A 12,538-nucleotide genomic window follows, 5' to 3' on the forward strand; every position below is an offset into this window, starting at 1 on the left:
CGGCGATGGAGCCGGGGCAAGGCGTGGAAACTACTTCCGCTTTGCTTTGGCATCGAGCTCTGCCCAGACCTCTGCCACGGGGCGGTAGCCGTGGTCATTATAGTCGATATGGCTGAGGCGTGGATGCTGGCGCAAAGGGGCGAGCAGCGCGGCGGTGGCGCTGGTGGCGAGACGTTCGAGGGTGGTGACTTGCAGCAGGGGGCGGAAGTCCTTGAGCTGGCGGCAAAGGAGGAGATTGAGCTGTCGCAGCGGTACTCCGGCGAGCGGTGCCAGATCGGTGACGGGCGTTCGGGCGAGGTTCAGAGTCTCCAGTGGCATGGCGCGGAGGGGGGACAGGTCTTTGACCTGGCTGGACATGAGGTGGAGGGAGCGCAGAGGCAGGCCCTCCAGGCCGGTGAGGTCGGCGATGGCGGTGTTATTGGCGTAGAGTTCCTGAAGCTGGCGGCTTTTGGCGAGGCTTCGCAGGTTGGTGATGCGGGTGGCGGTGATGTCGAGCCGCTTCAGGGGCATCTGGTCGAGGCCGTCGAGACTGGCGAGCGGGGTGCCATCGACGTGCAGATCCTGGAGGGGTAATCCACGCAGCGGGGTGAGATCCACGACGCGGGTTTTTGTGAGGTCGATGAACCTCAGCGGCATCGCGGAGAGCGGGCTGAGGTCGCTGGTGTCAGTGCCTTCGACATCGAGCCAGGTGAGGGCCATCCCGCGCAGTGGGGTGAGATCCCGGACGCCGCTGCTCTTTGCGCGCAGGGTGACGAGTTTCATACCCTGAAGCGGTTCCGCACTCCACTCGCGGTGGCCGTCCATGTAGAGAATGTCGAGCGGCAGGCCGCGCAGGTGATCCAGTGAGGTGATGGGTGAGCGGTTGGTGTTCAGCGTGATGACTCCGGCGGAGATGCCCGCGCCCTCGGTGCCGACGCCGAGTTCTTTGAGGCGCTTTTCCACGAGGGCAAAACGTGCCGCGCCGTCGAGTTGGAGATGCCGGGTGAGACTGAGGGCCTCCCCGCGCGCGCCGACGCTTTCGAGGAACTCCATCAACGGGGTGATGTGCTCTGCTGGGAAAGGCCCCGAACCCTGTTTCGCCAGCGCTTGGAGGGTGGATTGGATGCTGGCGAGGGATTGATTCGCTGGATCTTGTACGGCAGCGAGGCGGAGCGCCTTGGAGGCCTCTGCAAAACGATCCATGGCGGCGAGTGACCACGCGCGCCGCCAGTAGCCGGATTTCAAACCGGGATCGAGAGCTAGTGCGGCGTCAGTTTTTTCTAAGGCGCTGTCGAAGTGCTGGGCGAGCGACTCACTCTCGGCGAGAGCGAGGAGGCGTGGGGCCGTGCGGCGGAGGTCCTCCAGGGCCTGCTCGGCGCGGTTTCGTTCGCCGAGGACCTTGGTCGTGAAGGTGGCGGAGACGATGATGAGAAGCAGAACGCTCGCCGCGACGGCGATGGAGACGGCGCGATGTCGGCGCACAAGGAGCGTGAGCTGCCGCCACCACCCCGCCTCTTCCGCGCTCGTCGCGAAGCCGCCTTGGTACGCGGCGATGTCTTTTTGCAGCGCCTCGACGTTCGGGTAGCGGCGCTCGCGTTTCACCTGCAGCGTCTTCATGACCACGGCGGAGAGGGACTGCGGCACCAGTCCGTTCGGGCAATGCGGGAGTGTTTTGACCTGCGCGACTACATGGGGCGGCACGGTCTTGCCACTGCGGATGTGATCCAGGATGGTCTCGGTGTCCGGGCCGTCAAAAGCGGGTTGGAGGGTGAGCATCTGGTGCAGGATGGCACCGAGGGCAAAGATGTCGCTGCGCGCATCCAGCGTCGCTGTTTCGCCGCGAGATTGCTCGGGAGACATGTACTGCGGGGTGCCGAGCAGCACGCCCTCGATCGTGCCGTAGCAGTAGGAAAGATCGCGGCGGGCGCTGGTTACAGCAGTGGGTGCGTCCCGCTCCTTCGCTCCGAGCACACGGGCGAGCCCCCAATCCATGACGAGCACTTCACCGTAGTCGCCGATCATGAGATTCGCGGGCTTCAGATCGCGATGAATGACGCCACGGCTGTGGGCGAAGGCGATGGCATCGCAGACCTTTTGGTAAATGGTCAGCAACGTGGCGAGAGGGTACGCAGCGACGATGGCAGGCTCACGGTTGGTGAGGCCGTCAATCACGCGCTGGAGTGTGATGCCTTGCACGAGCTTCATCGTGTAAAAGGGTCGGCCCTGCTCATCGAGAGCGAGGTCGTGTACGGGCACGATGTTCGGATGCTGGAGCTGGCCGGTGATCTGTGCCTCCTCGATGAAACGCAGCCGGCTGTTTTCATCATCGCTGCCGAGCATGACCTTCATGGCCACCTGGCGCCGGATGGCTGGCTGCTGGGCACTCATCACCACGCCCATGCCGCCATGGCCGATCTCGCGTCCGGTTTCATAGCGCGCACCGCTTTTCAGCTCCTCGGGCATTTCATTGAGACCCTGAGCCGTGGCCATGAACATGCCCAGCCGCACCGTTTCAGGGAGCGCATGGGAGTTGGTCGTGGACGGCATGGTCAGGAGGTCCGCCCATCTCAGCGAACCGCCGTGCCAGTGTCAAGCCGCTGGACTCAAGGTGTGGCGATCTGAAATCCGAGCACCTGCGTGAGGATTTCCTCATCGCCGAGAGGTGTCATGACCGTGCGCGGATACTTCGCGGCGAAGGCTTCGAGGATCAGTTGAGCGATTTTGGCCTGAGCGCTGGTGTTCGGGTGGAAACCATCACCGGCAAAGACGTATTCGGGCCGGGCATCAGCATCTGCGGCATTGATAAAAGAGTAGCCGCCGATGGTCAGCGGCTGGGTGATCATGGACTTCGTCATTTCATAGACACCGGGCACAAAGGCGATGCCGCGCTGTTTTGCAAAAAGGGCGAGCTGGGCATTGAGCGAGTCCAGTGCTGCGGTGACGCGCTGCGTTTTCACCGCATCTGTCGGATGCGCGCTCTGGATGTCCGGCGTGCAGCCCACATGCGGCACGGAGACGAGAGCGATGGGGATGGTGCCCTTCACCTTGCGGACGTAATCGACGATCCACTTCAGGTTATCGCGGATGGGGTTGATGTAGGGGGCGGCGGCCTTGCCGTTGTAAATGGAGGGGTAGTAGCGGTCGATGTCATTGCCGCCGGCAAAGATGACCACACGCTCGGCAGAGCCTCGGATCTGGCTTTGCAGGTCACGCGTCCACCAGAAGTTCCAGCGGTTGTTGAGCTGGCTTTTGATCTGCGCGGTGCTTGAGCCGGGGAAGGCCCAGTTGTGCTCATGACCGAGGATGCGCGGATCGGCGAAACCGCTCCACTTGCCGGTATCGAACCAAGTTCCGCGATGCTGATCCAGGATCTCGATCCAGTTCCGCGAGTCCCAGGCTTCCCGATTGTTGCGGAAGAGGATGGGGAATTCGACCTCGTATTCCTTGGAGAGGCTGTCGCCGATCACGAGGCACTGCTCGGCACGCAGCGTGGCGCTGAGCACGAGAAAGACTGCAAGCTGGGAGAGTTTCATGGCGGTGTGAGACATAGGATACGCTCGAACCATTCACTTCAAGACGCAGAAGTCTGCGCCGCCGTTGCCATCGGGCCAGCTTTGCTTGGGGTTTGCAGAAGTTGGCTTGCATCAAAATGGCCGCTTTGGCAGCATCGCGGCTCTTTCCCATGAAAACCCTCCGCCTCCTCTCCCTCGCCGCCACGGCAGTGCTGCTCAGCCAGTGCGCCAGTTCCGAATCCACCCCCGCCTCGACGGCTGCCGCAGCGCCTGCGCCAGCCGCCTCTGGCGAAGCCGATACCACCCTCACTCCTGGAATGACGAAGGCCGAGGTGCAGGCGAAGTGGGGTGAGCCCTCTTCCACGAAAAAGACCGCTGAGGGTGAAGTCTGGCGCTATGCGAACCAGAACTGGAAACGCCACGTGCCCTACTACGGCACCTTTGCCCATGTGGAGGAGCACTTCGTCCTCTTCGGTGCTGACGGCCGCCTGATCAAACAAGGCACCGAAGACTACGGCAACGCCTTCCAGGAACCCTGGCGCCGTGCGTTCGGCACGAACTGAGCTTTCCCTTTGATAGCTTGGCAAGGACATCGCCCACGGTAATGGTGGGCGATGTTCGACATTCGCGAAAAGCCCCAGTTAGTTCAGCGCGCCTTCCTCATCGGGGCCTACTTTGACCGTCGCAAGTCCGACGAAGCGAATGAGTTGCTCATCGAACTCAAAGAACTCGTCGAGACACTCGGCATTGAGGTCATCAGCGCGGACCTCATCTTCGCTCGCGAGCATACCGCGCGGCATTTCATCGGCAAAGGCAAGGCCGCCGAGCTGATGGCGAAGGCTCACGAGTTGCAGGCCGACTGCATCATCTTTGACAACGAGATCTCCCCCGGCCAACAGCGCGCCTGGGAAGGTGAGTCAAAGCTCTGCGTCATCGATCGGCACGAGGTCATTCTCGACATCTTCAACATGCGCGCCAAGACCCGCGAGGCGCGTCTCCAGGTGGAGCTGGCCCGCATGGAATATTCCCTGCCGCGTCTCACCCGCATGTGGGCTCACCTTGACCGTCAGGGCGGTGGCTCAGGCGGTGGAGCTGGTGGTGGTGGCAGTGGTGCCGGTGGCAGCGGCGGGGCCGCGCGTGGTGAAGGTGAAACGCAGCTCGAAGTGGACCGTCGTATGGCTGACAAGCGCCTCGACAAGCTGAAGGCCGAACTCGAAGAGGTGAAAAAACAGCGCGACACCATGCGCAAGGAGCGCACGCGCGTCCCCGTGCCTCAGGCCGCCATCGTCGGCTACACGAATGCTGGGAAATCCAGCCTGCTGAACAGGCTCGCGGGTTCCGATGCACTCGTCGAAGACAAGCTCTTCGCCACGCTGGACACGACCACGCGGCGTCTCGATCTGCCGGACGGTCAGGCCATGCTGCTCACCGACACCGTCGGCTTCATCCGTAACCTGCCGCATGACCTCGTGCAGAGCTTCCGCGCCACGCTGGAGGAGGCCGTGCTCGCCGATTTCCTCATCCATGTCATCGACGCCAGCTCCTCCCAGGCGCTTGAGTTTTATCAAACCACCACCCAGGTGCTCGCCGAACTCGGTGCGGGTGAAAAGCGCGTGCTGCTGGCACTGAACAAGATCGACCTCATCGACGACACGCGGCTCACCGAGCTGAAGCGCCAGTTTCCCGACGCCGTGCCAATCTCCATCCGCACCGGCCAGGGCATCGACGAGCTCTTCCATCGCATCCACGACATGCTGATCGACCGCGTTTCGCGCCTCGATCTCTGCATCCCACTCGACCGCATGGACCTCGTCGCTTTCCTGCACGAGCAGGGCAAAGTGCTCAGCGAAGACTACCAGCGCGGCGTCGCCGACATTCAATGCGTGGTGCCGAAACGCTTCGAAGCGAGGTTCACGCCCTTCGTGGTGGTGCCGAAAAAGAAAAAGAAGTGAGGCTCAAAACCTCGCCTTCGCAAATTCAGCCAGCGCCTTCGCACGCTCCTGCCAGGTGATCTGGGCGCTGCGGGCGCGGGTTTTTGCCACAGCTTCGGCATAGGCCTGGGGATCGTCGAGGAGGCGCAGGGCTTCGCGGACGAAGGTGTCGTGATCGCCCTCGGGCAGGTAGGTGCCGGCATCGTCGAGCACCTCGCGCACGGAGGGGATGTCCGTCCCGAGCGCGGGGATGCCGTGCGTGAGGTAGTCGAGCGCCTTCACAGGGCAGGTGAGGTAGCGGTTGTAATAAGTATCCGCCAGCATCACGACGCCCAGGCTTGCCCGCTCGGCCAGGGCGGCGTGAAGCGCGCTGGGTGGCTGGAAGGGCACGGCTTCGATCCAGTCGCTCAGGCCATGTTTCGCCGCGGCATCGCGGATGCGTTTGGCGTCTTTTTCATAACCGCCCCAGAACTCAGTGCGCACGCCCTGGGCGGCCAGAGCGATGGCGGCTTGTTGCAAAAAGGCAGCCCCCTTCGGCCCGTGCATGTGGCCGACATAGACCACGGTCCGGGCACGACGTTTGGCCTCGGGATCGGTGGCGGGCAGGACCTTCGTGCCGAGCGGCTGGGCGATGGTGGCCTGACGTGGAAAGATCTGCTGGTAGCGCTTTTCCATCTCGCGCGTGATGCACAAGAGCCCGGAGATGCGCGGCAGGAAGAGCCGCTCCAGCCACTTTTCACGCAGCTCTTTCGCGCGCGGCTTGGTCTCGCGCCAGGAGAGGTCCGCCCAGAGGTCGTGCAGTTCGTAAAAGCCACGGATGCGCGGACTCCGGCAGAGCCAGGAGAGCTTCGCGAGGAAACCACATTCACGGGTGAAGACGGCCACGTCGTCCTTCTTTGCCAGTTCGCGGATGAGCCTGGCACCGGCGCTGTAAACCGAACCGCTGGCGCTGCCGCCGAAGAGGCCGCTCTTTCTCGGCACGCGATGCACGGTGAAGTTCGGCAGCGGCTCCAGGGCGTAAAAATCGCGCAGGTCGGAGTCGGTATCTGAGGGCGCATCGCCAGCCCCCAGGCAGAGGTGCGACTCCAGGCCGATGCTCGCGAACGAGTGCGCGTTGTGGACGCTCATGTTCACGATCGGCCCCGGGTGCTTCCAGTTGCGCTTGTTGATCCAGACGATGGTCATGCCTCAGTGGAGAACACGGGACAGTGGATGAGGCAATGACGAAATCCGAATGACGAATGACGAATGCCTGCTAATGCCGCCCCATGACCACCACCACCCTCCTCACCTGTCTCGGCATCGGCATCATCGCGGGAGTCGTGGCGGCTCTCTGCGGTGTCGGCGGAGGGGTAGTAATGGTGCCCGCCTTTGTCACCCTGCTGGCGCTGCCGCAAAAGACGGCCGTTGCTACGAGTCTGGCCATCATCATCCCGACAGCTCTCATGGCGACGACGCAGAACGCGAAGAATGGCTTCGTGGACTGGAAGGTGGCGGCCATCACGGCGGTTTCGGCCTCGATCTTCGCCTACTTCGGTGCCGACTGGATGAAGTCGATGGGCAACACGACGCTGACTCGCATCTTCGGCGCCGTGCTCGTCATCTTCGGCACGCGGATGCTCTGGCTTGGCAAAGCCTGAGCCGGCGTCAAACGAACTTCCGAGTTCGTGTTCTGGCGGCCCTTTACCTGAGATCGAACTTGGAAGTTCGATCTACTTCGCTCACCCCACATCCGGCATCCAGATAGCTCTGGCGGAGCCGATCGAGGAAAAGCTGCGCATCGTCCTTGGGGCCACAAGTCACTAGTTCACCGACTCTGAGCTGGATGCGGATGGGCTCCGTGGGCAGACGCCAGATGGGCCAGCCTTTGCTCAAATAGCGGCTGCTCGTCTGCACGATGATCGGCAGGATGGGAGCGCCCGAGTTCCGCGCGATGATCGCCAAGCCGCCAAAGAGCGGATTCATCCGACCATGCTCGGGCCGGGTGCGCGTGCCTTCCGGGAAAAAGAGGATGCGCTCGCCACTGCGCAGCAGCTCGATGCAGCGGCGCAGCATCGGATGTGTCGGCTCATTCGGCACAAAGCCCGCCGCCCGCGCGCCAAAGGTGAGGAGCGGATTGCGCATGAGCGAGGCCTTCAGCACACAGGCCGCCTGGTCCACCTCCGCCAGCACGAAGACCGCATCCCAAAGCGCTGGGTGATTCGGCGCGAGGATCACGGGGCCGAGATGTGCCTTCACGCGATCAAAGCCGTGGTAGCTCACCTCGGTCACTCCGAACCAGCGCAGGATGCCCGCCACGCCCCTGAACATTTGTTTCAAAACAGCCTGCCCGAGCTCACGACGACGCGGCTGGCACCTCAGCAGGAGCACGACATTCACCAGAGGCAGCAGCACGAGCGAGCAGACCGACCAGTAGGCCAGCAAAACCAAGCCAGCGGTGATGAAGCGCAGACGATCCGTCCAGGTGGCACGCTGCAAGTGCGATGATGCGCTCGGGGAAGTCACGCAGGATTCCGAGGGTAGTGGGATTGCCGTTTGTCAGACACAGACTTCATCGCTAAGACGCGGTCAGTATGCCGCAGCCCGCTGATCTTTTCCAAGCCCTTTCCTCCCTTCCGCACGGTCCATCATTCCGCTTCGTGGATGAGCTGGTGGAGCTGCTGCCCGGCATCTCCGCCACCGCCCGCTGGACGCTGAAAGGTGACGAAGCCTTCCTGGAGGGTCACTTCCCCGGCCATCCGCTGCTGCCCGGCGTCATCATGATCGAGTCACTCGCCCAACTCGGCGGCGTGCTCGCGCAGAGTGATCGAGGCGAGAATCCGCTGCGCAACGTCCGCCTCACCGCCGTGCGCCAGTTCAAGATCCTAGGCAGCATCCCCCCCGGCCAGACTTTGACCCTCCACGCCAAGCGCGATGCCGTCATGCCCGGCCTCGTCCAGATCAGCGGCGAGATCCTCACCTCCGATGGCACCAAGCTCGCCAGTGGCAGCATCGTGCTGAGTGGAGAGGAGTGAGGAGGCCAGGGCACAAAGCCTATCACCAGTGAGGACGCCGAGCGACTCCAGGACGAAGCCTGATTCTTGATCCCCCACTGGCTCCTGTGTGGTATCTCCACGAGCTTGCCAGCACCCAAAGCCAGACTAACCCTGGCCCATGTCCACCATCACCGTCCCACTCCCCGACGAAGATTATCAGTTCATGAGCGACTGGACCCAGCAGCAGGGGACGACCGTCGCCGAGTTCTTTGCGCTTGAGGCGCGCAATCTGCGGCAGCACCTGCAAGCACCGCTCCATCCCGATTTGAAACGCGCTACGGGCGTCCTTGCCGCAGACCTTGAGGGAGAATCCGCGAATCTGGATCACTTGGACCACAAGCACGTATGATCATTCCACCTTCGCCTGCCTGCTCGGGCCAGGAATGGCCCGGTTACCGCCTCAGCGCCAACACCAGATCATTGTAGGCCTGCCGCATCATCTCCATGTCCGCCAGTGTCGGCGGGTCATTAGTGAAAGGGTTGTTCAGAGTGCCCACGGTGTTCGTGTTGTTGCTCGTCTGGCTCAGCGTATTGAGCTGGGCATTGTTCAAGTCCACCTGCGTCACCTCACCATTCTGACCCGTCGCCCCCGTGGCACCATCTGCACCGCGCGGGATGCCGAAGGTGAAGCGCACGTTCGTGCCATCAAAGATCAAACCCACCGTCGCAGGCTCACCGGGATTCAGAGTGTTCACCGCATCCACGATGGCATTGGCAAAGGGCGGTCCCTGGGGGCCTTGGGCACCGTCGTTGCCATTGCTTCCCGAGGCACCTTGCGCCCCGTCATTCCCACGCGGGATGCTGAAGCTCAGGTGCAGGGTGCCGCCGCTCACGCTCACAGACACATTCGCCGGATCACCAGGATTCAGCGTGGTCACGCCATCCACCTGCGCGGCGGTGATGGTGGCGATGTTGTTGATCAGATTAAACAGCGCCTGGAACTGATCGCGGATCACCTGCGATTCGAGCGGCGAGTTGGGCAGTGGAAGGGTGGGATCGTAGGGCATGGTGGCTTGGGTGGTGGCGTAGGCTTTCTAGCCTGCGGGTTTGGAAAAGGTGTCGGACACCTGGCTTGGCTCAGGATGGATCTCGGCTTTCAGGTTCAGAGGCACGACTTGGCAGTTCGTCGGCAGATGTTTCTCGTTCATCGCCTCGGCTTGCGGGTTCAGGACGGGCGCTTGCTCGCTGGAGGCGGGATGTTTCTCCTTCAAAGGGACCAATTAGGAGTTCCGAGCTTCCAATTGCTCGGTCGCCAGGACTTGTTTCTCCCTCGGAGGGAGCTTTTTCTCTCTGGCTGGGACATCTTAATTCCTGGGAGGGAGCAATGAGTCCCTCGCCGGGGCTTTCAGGGGGGTGGCAGTGACTTGTTAAGTCCTGGCCGGAAGTAATTAATTCCTGTGCGGCAGCTTTTTCTCCCTCGGAGGGACCTTTTAGTCTCTCGGAACTCCTAATTGGAGGCCCGCCGGGACTAATTAGGTCCCAGCGGGATACTTTTAACTCTGAAAAGCGCCCAATTTTATGGCTATTCAGAGTTTCCGGCGGTTTTAGGGCGTCGGGGGCGTGGGTGGCTCGGCTTTCGGGCGACCGGGGAAACGAGTCTTGAGGTCGTCGTAAATCGTGTCCGTGCCGGGCACGCCGCGCTTGGCGGCCTGCTTCACGTTCTGGTGAAAGGCGAGGTCGGCCACATACACGTCGGAGTAGGCCAGCGTGATGGTGTCTTCCAGGCCTTCGCAGATCGGGGCGATCTCGCGCAGGCAGGGGAGCAAGTCGGCGATGAGGGCGCGGTCCTTGGTCAGCTCCGCCACATCGAGGAAGCTGGGGACCAGCTCGGGACGGGCGGCCATGTAGGCGGCGCACTTCTCATCAAAGGCGATCGTCTTGTCGCCGATCTTCGGCAGCGTCTGGCGCTCGTCCTTGGTGAGGTTGATAGTGATGCCGTCGAGGGCGGTTTTCAACGCCGTGACAGCATTGACGATGGCGGTCTTCTGAGCCGGAGTGATCTCCAGCGAGATACGGTTGTCTGAGGCCATAGGTTTGTTAGGTTTGATGTTAGGAGCCACCCCATCCCACGCGAGCGACCCGGCGGAGTCCCAAAGAAGCGGGGCTCCGTTCAAAGTCATATCCCAGGTGAGTGCGGTTGGCATGGCGCGGATAAAGCCACCTCGGAAAAGCCCCGCGATTACAATTCCACGCGGCGTTTGGAAGGCTCGCCACAGACTCCCAGCGCCCCCATGCTGGACAAAACCCATTTTTATTGCCTGGGTATGGCCTAGAAAAGTAAACCGACACCCGTGAACGAACAAACCTCACGGGCCTGTTAGCCATCTGAACCGTTCACTCAAGAAACAGACCATGGAACTAGATACCATTTTCAACACGCAACTTGTGAGCATTACGTCAACAGTTCTTGCTCCATTCGTTCTCTATCGCCTCCTTGTCTCGCAGAAGGATAGTGTGATTCAGCTACTGAAAGAACGTCTGGATGGAGCCACTGCCAAGATCAAGGATCTTGAATCGAGTTCCCCTGACCAGTTGCTTCAATCCTTAGACAGTCGTGTCGCCATCATAAACAAGGAATTGGAACGAATGAAGGCTGATTCCTCAACGAAGCAGGCGGAGATTGCCTCACGTGAACTGGAGATTTCAGCGATTCGGACAAGACTCTCCGATTTGATGACTTTACTTGATGACACTGATTTATTGTGTCCGAGCTGCCGGGCCCCCCTATCACGGAGGGATTCGAGAACAATATCGGGTTATGCTGGTGAACGCGAGGTGGACGCTGAAGTTGAATATACCGAATATGAGTGTGGAGCGACATATAAAGATCGGCAGCGCCTTACTCCATGCAAATGTCCACCGACTACAGGGAGCGCTGCATGACGCAATCCATACTAACACTGAAGGCGAACATTAAATGGTGCAGACAACGGCTCGAATCGCATTGGTCGTGCCATCAACGCTGCCCCCTCGCCTTCGCGCCTAATACGTGAGGCCCAACCAAATGCCATGAATCCTGCATTCTACGCTTTACTGCTGACATCATTTCTGGAAGTCATGAAGCCGTGGTGCCTCTCCCCATGCGAAACGAACTGAGGCGCGGCAGCGTCCTGGAGTGCTCCAGACCTCTGGAGCTTTTCCGCAGGCCAGGGGAAATCCGGAAGCGCTGGAGGGCCAGCGCAGTCCAGGACGCTATCGCGACTTTCAACCCTCCTCATTGAGGTCAGCCCAATTCCTCGAACCCAAGGGCGTGAGCCGCCATCAAGCCACAGCCCTTTGATTTCCAGTCGTGACAAAATTCCGCAACTCCCTACTCTCCGCCCCATGATCCCACGCCTCTTGTTTACCCTGATCTGCTTCATCGTATTTTTCACCAGCCCTGCACCGGCAGTCGCGGCCACGGTTGAAACTCAGTTAGTCATCTGGGGACAGCAAAAATACGACAGCCGTGATTTCGACAAACCTTTCACACAGATTAGTTCAGGTGCTCAACATAACGTCGCGCTCAAAATTGATGGCACCGTCGTGGCTTGGGGAGGCAATAGTTCCGGCCAAACGACGGTGCCAGAGGCCCTAAGTGGCGTGCAAGCCATCGCGGCGGGCGCTTGGCATACCGTCGCGCTGAAGAACGACGGCACCGTTGTGGCTTGGGGATCTTATGAAGGCGAACAAACAACGGTGCCTGCTGGCCTAAGTGACGTGCAAGCCATCGCGGCGGGTGCTCACCATTCCGTCGCGCTAAAACACGACGGCACGGTCGTGGCTTGGGGACGACGATATGATTCCATCGTAACGACGGTGCCTGCTGGCCTCAGTAACGGCAAAGCCATCGCGGCGGGTCTTCAACATTCCGTCGCGCTGAAGTACGACGGCACGGTCGTGGCTTGGGGAAACAATTCTTCTGGCCAAACGACCGTGCCAGCGGGCCTCAGCGGTGTGACAGCCATCGCGGCAGGAACTCTCCATACCGTTGCACTGAAGAACGACGGCACAGTCGTCACTTGGGGAGGTAGTTCCGTGCCAATAGCGGTGCCAGCGGGCCTCAGTGGCGTGACAGCCATCGCGGCAGGATCTCTCCATA

Annotated in this window: 14 protein-coding genes; 7 read left to right on the forward strand and 7 right to left on the reverse strand. The window is 61.2% G+C overall.

From position 1 onward, the window contains the following. Positions 1 to 30: 30 nt before the first annotated feature. Both AC6FTP_RS03350 and AC6FTP_RS03355 read right to left on the reverse strand, forming a co-directional pair. Entirely contained in the window at positions 31 to 2,526 is a 2,496-nt protein-coding gene (locus AC6FTP_RS03350) for a protein kinase domain-containing protein (protein ID WP_497205484.1), read from the reverse strand. A 56-nt stretch (positions 2,527 to 2,582) separates the two neighbouring features. Beyond that, positions 2,583 to 3,512 carry an SGNH/GDSL hydrolase family protein gene (locus AC6FTP_RS03355; protein WP_497205485.1) on the reverse strand — a complete coding sequence of 310 codons (930 nt, stop codon included), beginning with the start codon at positions 3,510 to 3,512 and terminating at the stop codon, positions 2,583 to 2,585. A 149-nt stretch (positions 3,513 to 3,661) separates the two neighbouring features. Between AC6FTP_RS03355 and bamE the strand changes: the two genes are divergently transcribed. Then, positions 3,662 to 4,054 (forward strand): outer membrane protein assembly factor BamE domain-containing protein, encoded by a 393-nt coding sequence (gene bamE, locus AC6FTP_RS03360; protein ID WP_497205486.1) that lies wholly within the window; start codon positions 3,662 to 3,664, stop codon positions 4,052 to 4,054. A gap of 51 nt (positions 4,055 to 4,105) precedes the next feature. Further along, on the forward strand, positions 4,106 to 5,443 hold the full coding sequence (gene hflX, locus AC6FTP_RS03365) for a GTPase HflX (RefSeq protein ID WP_497205487.1): 1,338 nt from the start codon (positions 4,106 to 4,108) through the stop codon (positions 5,441 to 5,443). 3 nt (positions 5,444 to 5,446) lie between these two features. Here hflX and AC6FTP_RS03370 read toward each other — a convergent pair whose 3' ends face one another. Next, the gene (locus AC6FTP_RS03370; protein WP_497205488.1) at positions 5,447 to 6,607 is read right to left on the reverse strand and encodes a glycosyltransferase; all 1,161 of its coding nucleotides are present in this window, start codon (positions 6,605 to 6,607) and stop codon (positions 5,447 to 5,449) included. 83 nt (positions 6,608 to 6,690) lie between these two features. On the opposite strand from AC6FTP_RS03370, the gene AC6FTP_RS03375 reads away from it, so the two are divergent. Beyond that, positions 6,691 to 7,062: a TSUP family transporter gene (locus tag AC6FTP_RS03375; RefSeq protein ID WP_497205489.1), complete on the forward strand. Its 372-nt coding sequence runs from the start codon at positions 6,691 to 6,693 to the stop codon at positions 7,060 to 7,062. Positions 7,063 to 7,105: 43 nt separating this feature from the next. On the opposite strand, the gene AC6FTP_RS03380 is transcribed toward AC6FTP_RS03375, so the two are convergent. Further along, on the reverse strand, positions 7,106 to 7,900 hold the full coding sequence (locus AC6FTP_RS03380; protein WP_497205490.1) for a lysophospholipid acyltransferase family protein: 795 nt from the start codon (positions 7,898 to 7,900) through the stop codon (positions 7,106 to 7,108). Positions 7,901 to 7,995: 95 nt separating this feature from the next. Here AC6FTP_RS03380 and AC6FTP_RS03385 point away from each other — a divergent pair, with 95 nt between their 5' ends. Together AC6FTP_RS03385 and AC6FTP_RS03390 are read left to right on the forward strand one after the other, a co-directional pair. Next, positions 7,996 to 8,436 (forward strand): 3-hydroxyacyl-ACP dehydratase FabZ family protein, encoded by a 441-nt coding sequence (locus AC6FTP_RS03385; protein WP_497205491.1) that lies wholly within the window; start codon positions 7,996 to 7,998, stop codon positions 8,434 to 8,436. A 139-nt stretch (positions 8,437 to 8,575) separates the two neighbouring features. Beyond that, the gene (locus AC6FTP_RS03390) at positions 8,576 to 8,806 is read left to right on the forward strand and encodes a hypothetical protein (RefSeq protein WP_497205492.1); all 231 of its coding nucleotides are present in this window, start codon (positions 8,576 to 8,578) and stop codon (positions 8,804 to 8,806) included. A 43-nt stretch (positions 8,807 to 8,849) separates the two neighbouring features. Here the strand turns inward: AC6FTP_RS03390 and AC6FTP_RS03395 are convergent, their stop codons facing one another. The 3 genes from AC6FTP_RS03395 to AC6FTP_RS03405 all read right to left on the reverse strand — a co-directional run bounded on the left by AC6FTP_RS03395 (position 8,850) and on the right by AC6FTP_RS03405 (position 10,601). Next, positions 8,850 to 9,464, reverse strand: coding sequence for a hypothetical protein (locus AC6FTP_RS03395; RefSeq protein WP_497205493.1), 615 nt, complete (start codon positions 9,462 to 9,464; stop codon positions 8,850 to 8,852). 27 nt (positions 9,465 to 9,491) lie between these two features. Beyond that, entirely contained in the window at positions 9,492 to 9,668 is a 177-nt protein-coding gene (locus AC6FTP_RS03400) for a hypothetical protein (protein ID WP_497205494.1), read from the reverse strand. A 333-nt stretch (positions 9,669 to 10,001) separates the two neighbouring features. Beyond that, on the reverse strand, positions 10,002 to 10,601 hold the full coding sequence (locus AC6FTP_RS03405) for a hypothetical protein (RefSeq protein WP_497205495.1): 600 nt from the start codon (positions 10,599 to 10,601) through the stop codon (positions 10,002 to 10,004). Positions 10,602 to 10,809: 208 nt separating this feature from the next. Between AC6FTP_RS03405 and AC6FTP_RS03410 the strand changes: the two genes are divergently transcribed. Both AC6FTP_RS03410 and AC6FTP_RS03415 read left to right on the forward strand, forming a co-directional pair. Further along, on the forward strand, positions 10,810 to 11,340 hold the full coding sequence (locus AC6FTP_RS03410) for a hypothetical protein (RefSeq protein WP_497205496.1): 531 nt from the start codon (positions 10,810 to 10,812) through the stop codon (positions 11,338 to 11,340). Positions 11,341 to 11,781: 441 nt separating this feature from the next. Continuing rightward, the coding region (locus AC6FTP_RS03415) for an RCC1 domain-containing protein (protein ID WP_497205497.1) at positions 11,782 to 12,538 on the forward strand (757 nt) is incomplete at its 3' end.

This window comes from Prosthecobacter sp. (assembly GCF_044378005.1).
GTDB lineage: Bacteria > Verrucomicrobiota > Verrucomicrobiia > Verrucomicrobiales > Verrucomicrobiaceae > Prosthecobacter.

Bases quoted from the DNA above. Each gene is read 5' to 3' on its own strand.
- AC6FTP_RS03355 (WP_497205485.1), bottom strand. From the start codon at position 3,512: ATGAAACTCTCCCAGCTTGCAGTCTTTCTCGTGCTCAGCGCCACGCTG.
- AC6FTP_RS03375 (WP_497205489.1), top strand. From the start codon at position 6,691: ATGACCACCACCACCCTCCTCACCTGTCTCGGCATCGGCATCATCGCG.
- AC6FTP_RS03370 (WP_497205488.1), bottom strand. From the start codon at position 6,607: ATGACCATCGTCTGGATCAACAAGCGCAACTGGAAGCACCCGGGGCCG.
- hflX (WP_497205487.1), top strand. From the start codon at position 4,106: ATGTTCGACATTCGCGAAAAGCCCCAGTTAGTTCAGCGCGCCTTCCTC.
- AC6FTP_RS03410 (WP_497205496.1), top strand. From the start codon at position 10,810: ATGGAACTAGATACCATTTTCAACACGCAACTTGTGAGCATTACGTCA.
- AC6FTP_RS03390 (WP_497205492.1), top strand. From the start codon at position 8,576: ATGTCCACCATCACCGTCCCACTCCCCGACGAAGATTATCAGTTCATG.
- AC6FTP_RS03385 (WP_497205491.1), top strand. From the start codon at position 7,996: ATGCCGCAGCCCGCTGATCTTTTCCAAGCCCTTTCCTCCCTTCCGCAC.
- AC6FTP_RS03395 (WP_497205493.1), bottom strand. From the start codon at position 9,464: ATGCCCTACGATCCCACCCTTCCACTGCCCAACTCGCCGCTCGAATCG.
- AC6FTP_RS03350 (WP_497205484.1), bottom strand. From the start codon at position 2,526: ATGCCGTCCACGACCAACTCCCATGCGCTCCCTGAAACGGTGCGGCTG.
- AC6FTP_RS03405 (WP_497205495.1), bottom strand. From the start codon at position 10,601: ATGCCAACCGCACTCACCTGGGATATGACTTTGAACGGAGCCCCGCTT.
- bamE (WP_497205486.1), top strand. From the start codon at position 3,662: ATGAAAACCCTCCGCCTCCTCTCCCTCGCCGCCACGGCAGTGCTGCTC.